15 protein-coding genes are annotated in these 16,054 nt (G+C 60.4%); 5 read left to right on the top strand and 10 right to left on the bottom strand.

Going from position 1 to position 16,054, the window contains the following annotated elements:
• Positions 1-28: 28 nt before the first annotated feature.
• Positions 29-1,162, bottom strand: a complete 1,134-nt coding sequence (locus Q0864_RS04125; protein ID WP_298566422.1) for a LysM peptidoglycan-binding domain-containing protein — start codon at positions 1,160-1,162, stop codon at positions 29-31.
• 109 nt (positions 1,163-1,271) lie between these two features.
• Between Q0864_RS04125 and Q0864_RS04120 the strand changes: the two genes are divergently transcribed.
• Positions 1,272-1,850 (top strand): TIGR00730 family Rossman fold protein, encoded by a 579-nt coding sequence (locus Q0864_RS04120; RefSeq protein ID WP_298566420.1) that lies wholly within the window; start codon positions 1,272-1,274, stop codon positions 1,848-1,850.
• Here the strand turns inward: Q0864_RS04120 and rarD are convergent.
• The 6 genes from rarD to Q0864_RS04090 all read right to left on the bottom strand — a co-directional run bounded on the left by rarD (position 1,793) and on the right by Q0864_RS04090 (position 9,311).
• The gene (gene rarD, locus Q0864_RS04115) at positions 1,793-2,707 is read right to left on the bottom strand and encodes an EamA family transporter RarD (protein ID WP_298566418.1); all 915 of its coding nucleotides are present in this window, start codon (positions 2,705-2,707) and stop codon (positions 1,793-1,795) included. The two genes, Q0864_RS04120 and rarD, sit on opposite strands and share 58 nt — an antisense overlap.
• Positions 2,708-2,829: 122 nt before the next feature.
• Positions 2,830-3,429, bottom strand: a complete 600-nt coding sequence (locus tag Q0864_RS04110; protein WP_298566417.1) for a superoxide dismutase — start codon at positions 3,427-3,429, stop codon at positions 2,830-2,832.
• A gap of 604 nt (positions 3,430-4,033) precedes the next feature.
• The gene (locus tag Q0864_RS04105; protein WP_298566415.1) at positions 4,034-4,591 is read right to left on the bottom strand and encodes a sarcosine oxidase subunit gamma family protein; all 558 of its coding nucleotides are present in this window, start codon (positions 4,589-4,591) and stop codon (positions 4,034-4,036) included.
• Positions 4,584-7,601: a sarcosine oxidase subunit alpha family protein gene (locus tag Q0864_RS04100; protein WP_298566413.1), complete on the bottom strand. Its 3,018-nt coding sequence runs from the start codon at positions 7,599-7,601 to the stop codon at positions 4,584-4,586. Before Q0864_RS04100 ends, Q0864_RS04105 begins: the two co-directional genes overlap by 8 nt.
• The gene (locus tag Q0864_RS04095) at positions 7,598-7,921 is read right to left on the bottom strand and encodes a sarcosine oxidase subunit delta (protein ID WP_298566411.1); all 324 of its coding nucleotides are present in this window, start codon (positions 7,919-7,921) and stop codon (positions 7,598-7,600) included. The genes Q0864_RS04100 and Q0864_RS04095 overlap by 4 nt, the downstream gene beginning before the upstream one ends.
• Positions 7,922-8,063: 142 nt before the next feature.
• The gene (locus tag Q0864_RS04090; protein ID WP_298566409.1) at positions 8,064-9,311 is read right to left on the bottom strand and encodes a sarcosine oxidase subunit beta family protein; all 1,248 of its coding nucleotides are present in this window, start codon (positions 9,309-9,311) and stop codon (positions 8,064-8,066) included.
• Positions 9,312-9,523: 212 nt separating this feature from the next.
• On the opposite strand from Q0864_RS04090, the gene ccmI reads away from it, so the two are divergent.
• From ccmI to Q0864_RS04070, 4 genes are all read left to right on the top strand, one after another.
• On the top strand, positions 9,524-10,813 hold the full coding sequence (gene ccmI, locus Q0864_RS04085; protein ID WP_298566407.1) for a c-type cytochrome biogenesis protein CcmI: 1,290 nt from the start codon (positions 9,524-9,526) through the stop codon (positions 10,811-10,813).
• Positions 10,810-11,274 (top strand): Holliday junction resolvase RuvX, encoded by a 465-nt coding sequence (gene ruvX, locus Q0864_RS04080; protein WP_298566405.1) that lies wholly within the window; start codon positions 10,810-10,812, stop codon positions 11,272-11,274. The genes ccmI and ruvX overlap by 4 nt, the downstream gene beginning before the upstream one ends.
• Positions 11,274-11,507 carry a DUF1289 domain-containing protein gene (locus Q0864_RS04075; RefSeq protein ID WP_298566403.1) on the top strand — a complete coding sequence of 78 codons (234 nt, stop codon included), beginning with the start codon at positions 11,274-11,276 and terminating at the stop codon, positions 11,505-11,507. The genes ruvX and Q0864_RS04075 overlap by 1 nt, the downstream gene beginning before the upstream one ends.
• Before the next feature lie 68 nt (positions 11,508-11,575).
• Positions 11,576-11,956, top strand: a complete 381-nt coding sequence (locus Q0864_RS04070) for a hypothetical protein (RefSeq protein ID WP_298566401.1) — start codon at positions 11,576-11,578, stop codon at positions 11,954-11,956.
• A 40-nt stretch (positions 11,957-11,996) separates the two neighbouring features.
• Here the strand turns inward: Q0864_RS04070 and ispG are convergent, their stop codons facing one another.
• From ispG to hemA, 3 genes are all read right to left on the bottom strand, one after another.
• A complete protein-coding gene (ispG, locus tag Q0864_RS04065) occupies positions 11,997-13,121 on the bottom strand; it encodes a flavodoxin-dependent (E)-4-hydroxy-3-methylbut-2-enyl-diphosphate synthase (RefSeq protein WP_298566399.1) in 1,125 nt (374 codons plus the stop codon).
• A 117-nt stretch (positions 13,122-13,238) separates the two neighbouring features.
• The gene (locus Q0864_RS04060) at positions 13,239-14,543 is read right to left on the bottom strand and encodes a helix-turn-helix domain-containing protein (RefSeq protein WP_298566397.1); all 1,305 of its coding nucleotides are present in this window, start codon (positions 14,541-14,543) and stop codon (positions 13,239-13,241) included.
• A 113-nt stretch (positions 14,544-14,656) separates the two neighbouring features.
• Entirely contained in the window at positions 14,657-15,880 is a 1,224-nt protein-coding gene (gene hemA / locus Q0864_RS04055; protein ID WP_298566395.1) for a 5-aminolevulinate synthase, read from the bottom strand.
• Positions 15,881-16,054: the final 174 nt, after the last annotated feature.

The following is a 16,054-nucleotide window of genomic DNA, read 5'->3' as shown; positions in this document are numbered from 1 at the left end:
ATTAGATGCGTGTTGCGGTGGCGAGGCGCTAGTTGGCGTCCGGAATTTTAAAGACCTGTCCGGGATAGATCAGGTCGGGATTGCGGATCTGGTCGCGGTTGGCTTCGAACACCCGCACATATAGCGGACCATCACCCAAATGGTCGCGCGCAATGGCCCAAAGGGTAAACCCCGGTTGCACCGTGACCGCCTGAACGCGGGCCGCCGCGTCCGCCACCTGTGCGGTGGCCTCCGCCAACTGTTCAGGCTCTTCGCGTTTGAATGGTGTCTCTGTGCGCGACAGAACCGTGCCATCGTCTGACAACTCATCGACCCTGAGTGTATAGACGCCGCCCTCGACCTCGGGCAGCGGCAAACGCCATTGGCCATCTTCGGCGATCTTGGCCGTTTGAACGGGGGTGTTATCCAGGTAGACGCGCACATTGCCGCCGCCCTGCCCGCGCCCGGACAGCGCGACCTCTCCGGCTTCGTCATAGGAAATGGCGTCGATGACCACGTTGTCCACCGCAGGTCGCCCGGTGCCATCCTGCAAGACGGCAATGCCCTGATCGTCGGCCAATAGAACGCGTGGGGCAGCGGCTTGTTCGCCTGTTTCCACTGTCGGGGCAGTGGCGTCGCCTGTTTCGGGCGCAGGCCCCGCGTCGGCAACTTGGTCGTCTGCCGTCGCAGAGGCAGCAGGTTCAATCAACACCGTCTGCGCCATCGCCCCGCCTTCGATAACGGCACCGGTTTCATCCAAAGCGTCAAGCCCCAGCGTGCCCGGCGTGTCCGCGGGCATGTCCAGCAAGGTCACGAAGTTTCCATCAGCATCGACAATCACCGTTTCAAGCGGCGCACCGTTGATCGTCAACTGAAGTGTGCTGCCCGGAGTGCCATGCCCTGCCACGACGGCGCGACCCTCGGGGTCCACGCGCACCACATCAAAGCCCGCCAATCCAGCGGGTGGCGTCGCGTCTGCCGCGTCGGGCGTGGTGGCGTCCTGCGTGATCGCGACCTGCCCACCGGGCGTTGTGTCAGTGGTTTGATCAGCGGTCGTGTCAGCCATCGGCGCCGGGTCTGGACGCATCACATATCCCAAGACCGCAAGGCCAAGCACGATTGCCACCCCGCCTGCAATCAAAAGCCCTTTCGAGGGGCCGGTGCCGCCTGTTTCTGCTGTCATATGCTTCCTCTGCTGGCGATCTTTGCGTCGCACTGCCTTGTTGAAGTCTATCAATCCCGCTAACACCGGTCAAAAGCTCATTCTCACCACTGCACCAAAGGGATGCTCCATGCCCATTCTACCTGCTTCTGTCTGCGTCTACTGTGGCTCACGATTTGGCGCTGATCCGGCTTTCACCGAGGCTGCGCGCGACCTCGGGTCCGCACTTGCCGAAAACAAATGGCGGCTGGTCTATGGTGCGGGCGATGTCGGGCTGATGGGCACGGTCGCAGCGGCAGCCAAGGCGCAGGGCGCGACAACCTTCGGGGTGATCCCCCAGCACCTGCTACAGCGCGAAGTGGGCAAGCGCGACCTGACCACCTTCATCGTGACCGAGAACATGCACGAGCGAAAGAAGGTTATGTTCATGAATTCAGACGCCGTCGTGGTCTTGCCCGGCGGCGCCGGATCACTGGATGAATTCTTTGAAGTGCTGACTTGGCGCCAGCTTGGGCTGCATGACAAGCCGATCCTGCTGCTGAACGTCAACGGGTTCTGGGACCCGCTGATCGGATTGGTGGACCACGTGATCGACCAAGGCTACGCCGAGGCCAGCTTGCGTGATTTCATCACCGTTGCAGACACAGTGGATCAGGCCGTCGCGGCCTTGCGCGATGCTCTGTCGCGACGGATGGCATCTGCAGAATAGATCGCAAGCGCCAACCAGATCATTGGGAAGGCAATCATATGCCACGGGGTTATCACCTCGCCCAGAACAACCACGGCACAGGTGAATTGCAAGCTCGGGTTCAGATATTGCACCAGCCCCACCGTCGACAAGGCCAACCGGCGCGAGGCATAGCTGAACATCACCAACGGCCCTGCCGTGATCAGACCGGATGTGACAAGCAACACGCTGTCCCATAGATGCTGGCCGAAAACGGCGCCGTTGCGGCCCACGATCCCCTCCCAGCCGGCCAAATGCGTGCCCAGCAGCCAGATGATGGCCAAGGGGGCCAGCAACAAAACCTCGGCGGTTACAGACACGATCGGACCCGAGGCGACGACCTTTTTGACCGCGCCATAGACGGCAAATGTCCCCCCCAAAAGCAGCGAGAGCCATGGCGTGACACCCAAACCGAACGTCAGCGTCAACACCGCCAAAACCCCGAGCCCCAAGGCCATCGCCTTGGCGCGGGTGATGGTTTCCCCAAACAGCAGGCGCCCCAAAGCGACCATCACCAGGGGGAAAATGAAATACCCAAGGCTGCTTTGCACCACCATGCCGATCTGCACCGACAAGATGAAGCCGCCCCAATTGACCGAGATGACGAAAGCCGAAACCGCGATCAGCAGCAGCGATCGGCCATGCAACAGCTTTGGGACTTCGCCCAACCGGCCCTGCACGCCCAAGAGCAACCCGAACAGTGCCAGCGACCACAAGGTTCGGTGGCTGAGAAGCTCAAGCGGCGGCACGTGTTCCAGCATCTTGTAGAACAACGGAGACGTGCCCCAGACGACGCAGGCGGCTATTATTGCCGCAATCCCTTTTGTGGTGTCGCTCATGGCGCGCTCCTGCTGCGTATCGGACTGTCATGGCACAGAAAAAGCGGCCACCCAAGGGGTGACCGCCATGACATTCTGTGATGCGTCGTGCAACCGGATCTTCGGTTGCGTGCCGCAATGCCTTACAGGCGCGAGGCCACGTTTTCCCAGTTCACAAGATTGTTCAGGAAGTTGTCCAGATACGCCGGACGCTTGTTGCGGAAGTCGATATAGTAGGAATGCTCCCACACGTCGCAGCCCAACAGAGCGGTCTGGCCGAAGCAGAGCGGGTTCACACCGTTTTCGGTCTTGGTGACCTTCAGCCCGCCATCGGTGTCTTTCACCAACCACGCCCAGCCCGAGCCGAACTGGCCTGCACCGGCTGCGGCGAACTGCGACTTGAATTCGTCGACCGAGCCAAAGCTGTCTTTGATCGCTTTTTCAAGCTCACCCGGCATCGCGGTCTTGCCCGGACCCATCATTTCCCAGAACTGGTTGTGGTTCCAAAGCTGGCTGATGTTGTTGAAAATACCGTTCTGAGCAACAGCCGACTTGTCGTAAGTGCCGGTGATGATGTCTTCCAGCGACTTGTTTTCCCACTCGGTCCCGGCAATCAGTTTGTTGCCATTGTCGACATAGGCTTTGTGGTGCAGGTCATGGTGGAATTCCATCGTTTCCGCCGACATGCCGAATTCGGCCAGTGCGTCATGTGCGTAAGGAAGATCGGGAAGTTCAAAAGCCATTTTGGCCTCCTGTTCGTGCGTGTTTCCGTTACGTCTTAGATGGGGCAGCGGGCGGGGGAAGGTCAAGGGGCAACCCAGAGAACCGGCTATATTCGTATCGACCGGCGTCGTGCGAATGAACCCGTGCTGCCAATTTCGCGTTCACTTCGTTCGGCAAATGCCCTGCCCCAAATAGGCGTTCGAATACCCGCGAGGTTTCGACCGAATTACCAGTTTCAGGGACGGCTTCAGGATCGTCGCCCGAAAACTGAGCGCTGGCGTATATTGCCGGTCACCTCTTTGGGTGTTTGTCAGGCGCGTTATGTCCCACGTCATGGTAACCCGTTTGGAATTCTCTACAACAACACGGGCCTGCATTGGCGCCCCTACAAAATACTTGATCAGGGGGTCCCAAACGTCCGCTGAAGGCGCTCCAACTTCATGTTCAACCAGCAGCCGCGTCGGCAGCCAGTCCCCCGTTCCGCTGGGCGTGATGTCACAATTGTAGATTGTGGCCGTCGCGGTGGCCGGCGTTAGAAGTATGAGGAAGAGGGCGAGAATACGCATTCCCGCACTCTAGCATCTCAACCATTGGTTGCAAATTGCTTTCGAGCCGGCGCAGTTCTTAAACGCCGACTTCTCCGCCAGACATCGCTGCATCCTTCAAGATATCAAACGCGTATTGTGCCACCGACCTGAAACAAATCAGTTCCGCCGTTTTCTCGTCGGTCAGGTAGAACGCAGCCGGGATTTGCGCGATCCGGGTGCGCCGAATTTGGCCGGGCACCATGGCGGCTGTGTCGGCAGGGCTGAGCTTGGCCAGCACCTCGCGCACAGCGTCTCCGGTCACGCGGTAGACCGCACGCGCGTCAGACACGTTCACAACCAGCGCGTGCTCTTTCGCCAGCGATTTGCTGGCGGCCGCGACAAAGTCTGCCGCCTTGGCGTGATCCACGATCAGCAACAACTCATCAGGAGACATCCAGCCCGCGCGCCCTTTTGCACCTTCGGTAATCTCGCCCTGCCCCGGCATGGCAGCCCCCGTTGCGGCCTTGACCGCCTTGGCAACGCCCGCAGACGACAGATCGCCGCGCAGGGTGATCATGCCGACCAATCCGGCCTCTTCGACCTTGCAATAGCCATCAAACGACGCGCCTTGCAGTGCGGATACAGCATTAGACATTCTGCTTCTCCCCGTCCTTGTCATAGAAGACCGGATCACAAATCCGCGCCTTAATCACCGTGCTAGACCCATCGACCGTCGGGAAATCCAAGACTTCGCCCATGCGGTCGGGACCGTGTTTCACAAGCCCCATCGCGATGCCCTTTTTCAACGTCGGCGAATAATAGGTAGAGGTCACGCGCCCAATCATGTTGCGCTGGCCGTATTCGTTGTTGCCTTCCGCGACCGCGTAAGCCCCATCCGGCAGGACCGAACCGTCCAGCGTTTCCAAGCCGACCAGCTTCCAGCGATCCGGGTCTGTCATATGGCTACGAAGCTGAGCGCGCTTGCCAAGAAAGTCCTCTTTCTTCTTCGAGATCGCCCAGTTCAGCCCAAGATCCTGCGGAATCACGGTACCGTCGGTTTCGTCGCCAATCATGATAAAGCCCTTCTCGGCCCGCATGATGTGCAGACATTCAGTGCCGTAAGGCATGACGCCGAATTCCTCACCGGCTTCCAGCAGCTTGTCCCAGAAGGCGCGGCCCTGGCTGGCGGGTACGGCGATCTCGTATGACAGCTCGCCCGAGAACGAGATGCGATAGACGCGGGCGTCGAAGTCGCCGATCTTACCGTCTTTCCACTGCATGAAGGGCAGCGTTTCCTTGGACACATCCATCCCGCCCAGCTTTTCCAACAGCTTGCGCGCGTTGGGGCCGACCACGGCGACCTGCGCCAGTTGCTCGGTGATGTTCGCGACGTAGACTTTCCAGTCCCACCATTCGGTTTGCAGCCATTCCTCCATCCACGCATAGATGCGGTCGGCCCCGCCCGAGGTCGTGTGGCAGAGCCACGTATCCTCGTCGATCCGGGCGACAACACCATCGTCCGACAGGAACCCGTTTTCCGAGCACATCAGACCATAGCGGCATTTGCCCACGGCAAGGTTCGACATCATGTTGGTATACATCATGTCCAGAAACTTGCCCGCGTCCGGACCTTTGACGATCAGCTTGCCCAGCGTCGAGGCATCGAGCAGGCCCAGCTTTTCGCGGGTGTTCAGAACTTCGCGATGCACGGCCTGTTCGTTGGTCTCGCCCGGTTTGGCATAGCAATATGGGCGACGCCAATGGCCGACAGGTTCCATGTAGGCGCCCGCGTCTTCGTGCCACTGATGCATCGGCGTGCGACGGATCGGCTGGAAGATCTCGTGACGCGCTTCACCTGCAATCGCGCCGAAGCTGATCGGCGTGTAAGGCGGGCGGAAAGTGGTGGTGCCGGTCGCCGGAATGGGTTGACCCAATGCATCAGAAAGAACCGCCAAGCCATTGATATTAGATAGTTTCCCTTGATCCGTCGCCATGCCCAACGTGGTGTAACGCTTAGTGTGCTCGACGCTTTCATATCCCTCACGGGCAGCAAGCTGCACATCCGACACCTTCACGTCGTTCTGGTAATCCAGCCACATTTTCATGCGTTTCTGATGGCCCGCACCCTGCGGCATGATCCAGACAGGAGCCATTGGCTGTGTCGCCTCGGGGTCTGCCTTGGGGCCAGCCTTGCGCACGGCCTTGCCGCCTGCGGCTTTCGCCGCTTGCTTGCCCGCTTCATAGGCGTCCGACAGCACATCCGCCAATCCCATAGCACCCGACGCGGCACCAGCGGTGACCACGAAAGGCTGACCGTCATGGCCCGTGGGCGCGCGGTCAGGATCGGGACGGAAATGCGACTGCGCCTCGTCCCAGATCAGTTTGCCGCCGCAATGCGACCACAGGTGCACGACAGGCGACCAGCCGCCCGACATGGCGACCGCGTCGCAAGCGATATCTTCGACCGCCGAACCCTCGCCTGACTGCGAACAGATCGACACGCCCGTGACGCGCTTGCCGCCGTTCACCTTGGCAATTGCTTTGCCGACCTCGACACGAATGCCAGCGGCGCGGGCAGCCTCTGCCAGCGGACCGGTGGCTTGGTCGCGTGCGTCCAGAATGACCGGCACGTCCAGCCCGGCCTCTTTCAACACAAGTGCCGTGCGGTAGGCGTCGTCATTGTTGGTCACAACCACGGTGCGGTCGCCCACCGACACGCCCCAATTCACGGCGTAATCACGCACGGCAGCGGCCAGCATGACACCCGGGATGTCGTTGCCCGCAAAGGACAACGGGCGTTCGATCGACCCCGTCGCGGTGACGATCTGCTGTGCACGGATGCGCCACAGGCGATGGCGCGGGCGGTCATCGCCCGGCGTGTGATCCGCCACACGTTCATAGCCAAGCGCATAGCCGTGATCATAAACGCCCGAGCCCATCATGCGGGTGCGCAGGGTGACGCTGTCCATCCCTTCCAGCTCGGCCAGAGTGGCATTGATCCAATCTTCAGGCGATAGCCCGTCAATCTCGCCGCCATCAACCGGCGCACGGCCGCCCCAATGGTGCGTCTGCTCCATCACCAGCACTTTCGCGCCCGACCGACCTGCAGCCAGAGCGGCGGCCAGACCGGCGACACCGCCGCCGACCACCAGCACATCAGTGTGGTGATAGAAATGCTCGTAACGATCCAGGTCAGCCTCGGTCGGGACTTTGCCCAGACCAGCGGATTTGCGGATGATCGGTTCGAACACGTGTTTCCATGCGGGCGCGGGCGCCATGAAGGTTTTGTAATAGAACCCCGCCGGCAGGAAACGCGCGGCATAGTTGTTGATCACGCCCACATCGAACTCAAGGCTCGGCCAGTGGTTTTGCGAGGTGCAGGTCAGGCCGTCAAACAGCTCGGTCGTGGTGACGCGCTGGTTGGGTTCAAAGCGCCCGCCCTGCCCCATGTTGACCAGCGCATTGGGCTCTTCCGCGCCGCTGGCGACAATGCCGCGCGGGCGGTGGTATTTGAACGACCGGCCCACCAGCATCTGGTCTTCGCCCAGAAGGGCCGCGGCCAGCGTGTCGCCCTCATACCCCTTCATGCGTTTACCGTTGAAGGTGAAATTCTTCGGTTTGGTGCGGTCGATCAGACGGCCGCCCTTTGCCAGACGGGTGCTCATTTATAGCCCTCCCATTCGGGATGTTTCTTTATAACCGCGTTGATGATCGCTTTGGGCGGCTCATAGGTCTGGGCGGAATAGGTGCCGTAAACCTCGAGCGTCATGGTATTGCGCGCCGCGTGGAACCACTTGCCGCAACCCGACACGTGCCGCCAGCGTTCAAAGTGAACGCCTTTGGGGTTCGCGCGGTGGAACAGATAGGTCTGAAAATCTTCATCGGACGAGCCGGGACCGAAACGCTTCAGATGCGCCTCGCCGCCGCCATGCAGGTCCGTTTCATCGGCCACCACGCCGCAATAGGGGCATTCAAGGATCAGCATGGCTGCATTCCTTTCAAGATAAACAGAGGATCGCGCCCGGCCCGAGGGTGGGCGTATTCACGCCCGCCCTGTGGGGCGGGTCGGGCGTGATCCGTCGCGGCAAGCGCGACGGTGGTATTCTTTTGATACAGATCAGAGGCCATCAGTGCGCCACCCCCGCAGCCACGCTTTCATCGATGAAGCGTCCTTCGGTGAAGCGGTTCAGGCCGAATGCTCCGGCAAGCGCACCGGGTTCGCCCTTGGCGACGGTCTCGGCCATGGCCCAGCCCGATCCGGGGATCGATTTGAAGCCACCGGTGCCCCAACCACAGTTGATGAAGCAGTTGCCCAGTGGCGTCTTGCCGATGATGGGCGAGCGGTCGCCGGTCACGTCTACGATGCCGCCCCATTGGCGCAGCATTTTCAGGCGCGAGATGATCGGGAAGGTCTCGACCAGTGCGCGCACGGTTTCTTCCACGTGGTGGAACGATCCGCGCTGGGTGTAGTTGTTGAACCCGTCGGTGCCGCCGCCAATCACAAGCTCGCCTTTGTCGGACTGAGACATGTAGCCGTGAACGGTGTTGGCCATCACGACCACGTCGATGCAGGGTTTGATCGGCTCGGACACCAGCGCTTGCAGCGCGACGCTTTCCATCGGCAAACGGAAGCCCGCCATATCGGCCAGATGGCTTGCGTTGCCCGCCACAAGCATGGCCAGCTTGTCGCAATCAATCTGACCATGCGTGGTGTCGACACCTGTGACAACGCCATTTGCCTGACGCACGCCGGTCACTTCGCATTTCTGGATGATGTCCATGCCCATGTCGGAACACGCACGTGCATAGCCCCACGCCACCGCATCGTGACGGGCGGTGCCTGCGCGGGCCTGCCACAACGCGCCCAGAACGGGATAGCGCGGGCCGTCGATGTTCATGATCGGCACCAGTTCCTTCACGCGCTGGGGCGAGATGAACTCGGTCGTGACACCTTGCAGCGCGTTGGCATGCGCCGTGCGCTCGTATCCGCGCACTTCGCTTTCGGTCTGGGCCAGCATCATGACGCCACGGGGCGAGAACATGACGTTATAGTTCAGGTCCTGGCTCATCGTCTCGTAAAGCGAACGCGCCTTTTCATAGATCGCGGCCGAGGGATCTTGCAGATAGTTCGACCGGATGATCGTGGTGTTACGACCCGTATTGCCGCCGCCCAGCCAGCCCTTTTCGATGATCGCCACATTGGTGATCCCAAAATTCTTGCCCAGATAAAACGCCGTGGCCAACCCGTGGCCGCCCGCGCCCACGATGACCACATCGTATTTCTTCTTCGGCTTGGGCGACGCCCACGCGCGCTCCCATCCCTGGTGATAGCGCGCAGCCTCGCGCGCAATGGCAAATGCAGAATAACGTCGCATGCGATTCCCCTGTTGGGTTCCCGGTTCCTGTTAATTTTTACGCCCAAGCGCCGGTAAAAGAAGTCGAACCAGCGTCATTTGGAAAGAAAAAGACGACATGGCATGAAAAAGCGCGCCACACGCGCGAACGTGATTGTCGCACTTGACCATTGGGGGTTTTGCACCGGTGCTTTGCCCTTTACATGGGGGGAAACGCAATTCGCGGAGGGAACATGGTTTTCTGGCTGATCGTAGGGGCGATGACGCTCGTCACAATTCTTGTCTTGGCGCAAAAGATGCTCCGGCAGGGGCATACGTCGTCTGGTGCTGAACCGACGGGCGATCGCAAACAGAGTTCCGATATGAAGGTCTATCGCGACCAGTTGAAGGAACTGGAGCGCGACGTGGCGCGCGGCACCCTGTCCTCACAAGAGGCCGACCGCGCGCGCGTCGAGATTTCGCGCCGCTTGCTTGAGGCTGACCGCATCGCACAAGCGAAAGAGGCTCCGGTAAATGCGCCGGCGACGACCAACCGCGTGATGATGGGGGTGGTCGCCGTCATCATTGCCGCCAGTGCCTTTGGGCTTTACTGGCAACTGGGCACACCGGGGTATCAGGACCTTGGCCGCGCCAAACGGATCGCCCTTAGCCAGGAGATGCGTGAAAGTCGCCCCAGTCAGGCAGAGGTCGAAGCCGACATGCCCGCGTGGCCCGGACCACCGCCCGAAGCGCCCGCCGATTACCTTGAATTGATCGAAGGGCTGCGCCAATCCGTGGCACAGCGCCCCGATGATCCGCGTGGTCTGGACCTTTTGGCACAGCACGAAGCGGCGCTTGGCAACATGATCGCCGCCCGCAAAGCCATGGGGCAACTGATTGAGGTAAAAGGTGAAACCGCAACCGCGGACGACTTTGTCCGGCAAGCGGACCTGATGGTGAACGCAACCGGCGGCTTCATCTCGCCCGAAGCCGAGGCGATGTTGAAAGCGGCATTGGAACGCGAGCCCCGTCATCAGTTGGCCCGCTATTACACAGGTCTTTTGTTCGCCCAGAACGGACGACCTGACATGGCCTTTCGCCTGTGGCGCGGATTGCTGGAAGAAGGGCCTGAAACGGCGATCTGGTGGACCTCGGTCCGGTCGCAGATTGGCAGCCTGGCCGCCCATGCCGGCGAAGATTACAGCCCGCCTGAGGCACCCACGCGCCCGAGCGCCCCGACCGCCCCGAGCGCCATGCCCGGCTTGTCTGGTCCAACTGCCGAAGATATCGAAGCGGCAAAGGACATGGACGCAGAAGATCGCACGGCGATGATCCAAAGCATGATCGAACAATTGTCCGAGCGCCTCGCCACCGAAGGCGGCAGCCCCGAAGAATGGGCGCGTCTGATCAGCGTTCTTGGCGTTGTCGGCAACACCGAACGGGCCACAGCGATCTGGGGCGAAGCGCAAAGCCTCTTTGCGGATTATCCCGACGCCTTGGCAACCGTGCGCGCGGCAGCTGAACAGGCTGGGGTCGCCAAGTGATCTTTGACACGATCGAGGCGTTCGCACCCACCTTGCCCCCGATGGCGGCTTTGGGTGGGCTGGACCTTGGCACCAAAACGATTGGCGTCGCGGTCTCTGACAGTTTCCGGCAGGTGGCGACGCCGCTGGAAACGATCAAACGGACGAAGTTCTCGGTCGATGCGGCGCACCTGCTGAAGATCATCACCGACCGCCAGCTTGGAGGCTTGGTTCTCGGCCTGCCGCGCAATATGGACGGAAGCGAAGGTCCGCGCTGCCAGTCCACCCGAGCTTTCGCGCGCAATCTGGAAAAGCTGACGGATATTCCGATCACCTTTTGGGATGAACGCCTGTCGACCGTCGCCGCCGAGCGCGCCCTGCTGGAGGCGGATACGTCCCGAAAGCGTCGCGCCGAGGTGATCGACCACGTTGCCGCCGGGTATATCCTGCAAGGTGTGTTGGACCGAATGAGGCACCTGTGATGGCAAATGAACTGTGGAAGCGGGACGAAGTCGAAAGCCCTTGCGTCAAGATCTGCGTCGTCCACCCCACGGCCCGGATCTGCACCGGATGCCTGCGGTCGATCGAGGAAATCGGCATTTGGTCGCGCTTGTCACCGGCAGCGCGGCGCGCGGTCATGGCTGACCTGCCAGCGCGCAAAGAGCTGTTGACCAAACGCCGTGGGGGTCGCAAGGCTCGCCTCGCGAAAGAGTGACCGTGCTCACCTCTTCGTGACGTGACCCGGTCGCGCCGACCGCGCAGGCTGGGGTAAAAGGACTGCCGATGACCCGTCCCTTCGCCACCACCGCGCGCTTCTTGGCCTCTTTCATGCTTGCTAGCCCGGCCCTCGCCACAGACTGGCAGACCCGAACGGATGATGTTTTGCTCAGCCCTGCCGAGCTTTCCCAACACCTGACGGGCAACACATTGATCTATTACGATCAGGGTCGTTCGGCCTTCTATCCTGATGGGCGCTATGTCTATACCTATGGCGGCGGTGGCACGTGGCTGGGCCAATATGTGCTTGGCAACGACAGCACTGCTTGCGTTACATTTGTTACTGGCGTGTCACGTTGCGATCTATATGTGATGAACGACAACGCGCTGGTGGTCATCACCGAAGACGGCTTGCGGTTCCCGATCCAATCCGTGGCGCGCAACTAAGCCGGTCTGTGATTGGCAGGGCGGTAAAGGGGCAAGCCCCTTACGCACTGACCTCACTGCTTTCCGTTTCGATTTCCGCCGCGCGCTTTTCGACCAGCGCCACGATGTGATCCACCATTTTCTCGTTGTCCAGCTTGTGGTCCTGCTTGCCCGCCACATAGACCATGCCCGACCCCGCACCACCTCCGGTAAAGCCGACATCGGTCATCAAGGCTTCGCCCGGACCGTTCACAACGCAGCCGATGATCGACAGGCTCATAGGGGTGTGAATATGAGCAAGGCGTTCTTCCAACGTGGCCACTGTCTTGATCACGTCAAACCCCTGACGGGCGCAGCTGGGGCACGAGATAATGTTGACGCCCCGGTGGCGCAGACCAAGGGACTTCAGAATCTCGAAGCCGACTTTGACCTCTTCCACCGGATCTGCCGACAGGCTGACGCGGATCGTGTCACCGATGCCCGCCCACAAGAGCGTGCCAAGCCCGACGGCGCTTTTGATGGTGCCCGACACAAAGCCTCCGGCCTCGGTGATGCCTAGGTGGATCGGGGCATCTGTGGCCTCTGCGATGCCGTGATAGGCGGCGGCGGACAGGAACACGTCAGACGCCTTCACGCTGATTTTGTAGTCGCGAAAGTCGTTGTCTTCGAGGATGCGGATATGCTCCAGACCACTTTCCACCATCGCCTCTGGGCAAGGTTCGCCATATTTTTCAAGCAGATGCCGTTCCAACGACCCGGCGTTCACGCCGATCCGGATCGAACAGCCATGGTCTTTCGCGGCCTTGATCACCTCGCGCACACGGCCTTCATCACCGATATTGCCGGGGTTGATGCGCAGACACGCAGCGCCGGCTTCGGCGGCCTCGATGGCGCGCTTATAGTGGAAATGAATGTCTGCAACGATCGGAACCGGGCTTTCAGCCGTGATCTCCTTCAGCGCCTTTGTCGACCCGACATCGGGGCAGGAAATACGGACGATGTCCGCGCCTGCTTCTGCGGCCGCGATGACCTGACCAAGCGTCGCCTTTACATCAGAGCTATCAGTGTTGGTCATGGTCTGCACCGCGATCGGCGCGTCGCCGCCAACAGGGACATTGCCCACCATCACCTGACGTGATTTGCGGCGTTCGATATCCCGCCAAGGACGGATTGGATTGTGGGACATGGGGACCACCCTTCAGCCTGTTGTCTTGGCGCTAGGAATAACGTGCACGCGCAGCGTCCACAAGCACCCCTGCGTCGTGGCGATATCGAAGTTTCGTTCGTAGGTTAGCTGGTGAGACTACTGGCTGGGCTGAAGCTCGGCCACATAGGTCGCGAGGTCCGAATCCTGAGCCAGATCAGCCAGTGCAAAGGCATCTGTCAGCGCCTCTTGTGACAAGGCGACATTCTTGACGACGGATGGCCCGTCACCCGATGGCCCGTAGGCCGTTCCGTTCACGGCAAAATAGACCGATCCCGCGTTACCGGTGCGCATGACAGGCGCCTGCTCGGTCTTGGGCAGAACATAGTGCTCACCGGCATCAAGGATCTTCTCGAAAATCACGGTGCCGTCGGCAGACTGGATGCGCACCCATGACGGACGCACCGCGAAGACCGCCACTTCGGCCGCATCGTCGCCCAGCACCTTCACCGCACGCGGTGTGGAGGCAGCGTTGCCATCAGCCTCCAACGCGGCGACCGCAATATCGTCAAGCCCCATGTTCCCTGGCAATGACGACGCAATGCCAGATCCGATGCCTTGCCCGATGCCCGGCTGCTCTGGCGCTGAACCAAATGTCGGTGTCGCCACGCTGGCCAACACGCCAACACTGGACGGATCAAGCGTCGAGATCGGCGCATCACGATGGGTCAGCACCGGCACATCCAGCGCCTGAGGGCGATAGAGCCGGTCCAATGCCTCGGCAGACGGCGGAGAAGTCAGACCAACACCTGCATCCGCCAACCGTTCAGTGCCGTCGCTTTCACCAAGCACAGAGGGGCCAGACCCCACATCAGGCAGCTCGGACAGCACGCCGGGCGTTTGTTCGATCGGGGCGAAATCGACCCGTTGAATTTCTTGCAGGACCGACCAGCCCCCAAAGCCCAAGACGCCGACCAAGGCCGCCAACACAGCGACCGATCCGACGGCACCCGGTTCAATCCCGGCAAATACGCTTTCGGTTTGAGGCACCCATTTGGCATTAGGATTGGCCAGGGGGTCGCCCTTGTGGTCGGCCCGTTTGGCCGCTTTCGCCGCCTTGTCAGTTTGGCTTGAAGCACTTGGGGCAAGTCCGTGCGCGGTGGTGAAACCGCTTTCGGCGCAAAAGGTCTTATAGGCCCATTCCGGATCCATCCCCAAATAACGCGCATAAGACCGGACATAGCCGGCAATGAAACCCTGCGTCTCGAACGCCGAGGTATCCGCGTTTTCGATGGCGGCGATGTAGGTGGCTTTGATCTTCAGTTCGCGCTGCACATCAAGCAGCGATTTGCCGAGCGTCGCACGCTCGCCACGCATGACGTCGCCCAAGCGAAGGTCAAAGGAATCGAAGCCTGTCGGCTTCTCTTCTTCCTCGACCCGAGACGTGGTCCAACGCCCGATCATCCAGCTGCTCCTACTGCCTCTCTTGTCCCGAAAAAAGGCAACGATTCGAATCCATCGCCTTCCCTAGTGGTAACCTAACACAACTCCACAATATGTGCAGTCGACGATTGAGGTTACGCGGACAGTTCGGCGCGATTTAGCTCACAATGCGACCAAAGTTGGTCAAGTGCATTGATAAGCGCATCCATTTCCTTCGGACCATGCACCGGCGACGGCGTAAACCGAAGCCGTTCAGTGCCGCGCGGCACGGTGGGGAAATTGATCGGCTGGACGTAAATTCCGAAGTTTTCCAACAACATATCTGACAGTTGCTTGGTGTGGACCGGATCGCCAACGATCAGCGGCACGATGTGCGAACCGTGGTCGATAATCGGCAAGCCAAGCGCCTTCAGGCGGGTTTTCAAAATCTTTGCTTGCGTCTGGTGCGCGTCGCGCAACGCCTGATCCGTCTTCAGATGCTTGACTGACGCCGCCGCTCCTGCTGCAACCGCAGGCGGAACCGATGTCGTGAAGATGAAGCCCGGCGCGTAAGAGCGCACGGCGTCACACATTTTCGCCGACGCCGCGATATAGCCACCCATCACGCCATAAGCCTTGGCCAGCGTGCCGTTGATAATGTCAATCCGGTGGGCAAGGTTGTCGCGTTCCGTCACGCCAGCACCGCGCGGGCCATACATACCGACCGCGTGCACTTCATCGATATAGGTCAGCGCGCCGAACTCGTCGGCCAAATCACACAGCGCCTCAATCGGGCCGAAATCACCATCCATCGAATAGACGCTTTCAAACGCAATCAGCTTGGGCGCGGCGGGATCGTCGGCCTCCAGAAGCTCGCGAAGGTGCGCCAGGTCGTTGTGGCGGAAAATACGTTTTGCCCCACCATTGCGGCGCACACCTTCGATCATCGAGGCATGGTTCAATGCATCAGAGTAGATGATCAGGCCGGGAAACAGTTTCGGCAATGTCGACAGGGTTGCGTCATTGGCGATGTAGGCCGAGGTGAAGATCAGTGCGTCTTCCTTCTGGTGAAGGTCCGCGATCTCGGCCTCTAGCCGTTTGTGATAGACGGTCGTGCCAGAAATGTTGCGTGTGCCGCCCGAACCGGCGCCGGTGGCTTCAATCGCTTCGTGCATGGCATCGCGCACAGCGGGGTGCTGGCCCATACCCAGATAGTCGTTGCCGCACCAAACGGTGACGGGCGCTTCGGTGCCATCGGGCTTGTTCCAAGTGGCGTGGGGGAATTGGCCTTGGCAACGCTCAATCTCGATGAATGTGCGATAGCGGCCTTCGTCGTGCAGGCGCTGCAGCGCTGCGTCGAGCTCGTGATTATAGTCCAAGGTTCCCTCCTGGCCGGTCTGATCCTGTTCGTTCGCTCAACATACAGGGTATCACCTCACAAACATATTCAAAAATTAGATATGTTTTTCCCTGATCGTCGCTGCTTGCCGTGTTAACGGTTTGCACGCGGGTTTTACATTGATCCAGCGCAAACGGAACCCTTTTTGGGATTT

Origin of the sequence: uncultured Aliiroseovarius sp., from assembly GCF_947497285.1 — a bacterium.
Classification (GTDB): domain Bacteria; phylum Pseudomonadota; class Alphaproteobacteria; order Rhodobacterales; family Rhodobacteraceae; genus Aliiroseovarius.
Note: the sequence above shows the minus strand (reverse complement) of the source record. Positions and strands in the feature narration are given on the sequence as shown.

Excerpts from the sequence above, each read along its gene's own strand:
- Q0864_RS04125 (WP_298566422.1), bottom strand. The coding sequence starts at position 1,162 with ATGACAGCAGAAACAGGCGGCACCGGCCCCTCGAAAGGGCTTTTGATT.
- Q0864_RS04120 (WP_298566420.1), top strand. The coding sequence starts at position 1,272 with ATGCCCATTCTACCTGCTTCTGTCTGCGTCTACTGTGGCTCACGATTT.
- rarD (WP_298566418.1), bottom strand. The coding sequence starts at position 2,707 with ATGAGCGACACCACAAAAGGGATTGCGGCAATAATAGCCGCCTGCGTC.
- Q0864_RS04110 (WP_298566417.1), bottom strand. The coding sequence starts at position 3,429 with ATGGCTTTTGAACTTCCCGATCTTCCTTACGCACATGACGCACTGGCC.
- Q0864_RS04105 (WP_298566415.1), bottom strand. The coding sequence starts at position 4,591 with ATGTCTAATGCTGTATCCGCACTGCAAGGCGCGTCGTTTGATGGCTAT.
- Q0864_RS04100 (WP_298566413.1), bottom strand. The coding sequence starts at position 7,601 with ATGAGCACCCGTCTGGCAAAGGGCGGCCGTCTGATCGACCGCACCAAA.
- Q0864_RS04095 (WP_298566411.1), bottom strand. The coding sequence starts at position 7,921 with ATGCTGATCCTTGAATGCCCCTATTGCGGCGTGGTGGCCGATGAAACG.
- Q0864_RS04090 (WP_298566409.1), bottom strand. The coding sequence starts at position 9,311 with ATGCGACGTTATTCTGCATTTGCCATTGCGCGCGAGGCTGCGCGCTAT.
- ccmI (WP_298566407.1), top strand. The coding sequence starts at position 9,524 with ATGGTTTTCTGGCTGATCGTAGGGGCGATGACGCTCGTCACAATTCTT.
- Q0864_RS04075 (WP_298566403.1), top strand. The coding sequence starts at position 11,274 with ATGGCAAATGAACTGTGGAAGCGGGACGAAGTCGAAAGCCCTTGCGTC.
- Q0864_RS04070 (WP_298566401.1), top strand. The coding sequence starts at position 11,576 with ATGACCCGTCCCTTCGCCACCACCGCGCGCTTCTTGGCCTCTTTCATG.
- ispG (WP_298566399.1), bottom strand. The coding sequence starts at position 13,121 with ATGTCCCACAATCCAATCCGTCCTTGGCGGGATATCGAACGCCGCAAA.
- Q0864_RS04060 (WP_298566397.1), bottom strand. The coding sequence starts at position 14,543 with ATGATCGGGCGTTGGACCACGTCTCGGGTCGAGGAAGAAGAGAAGCCG.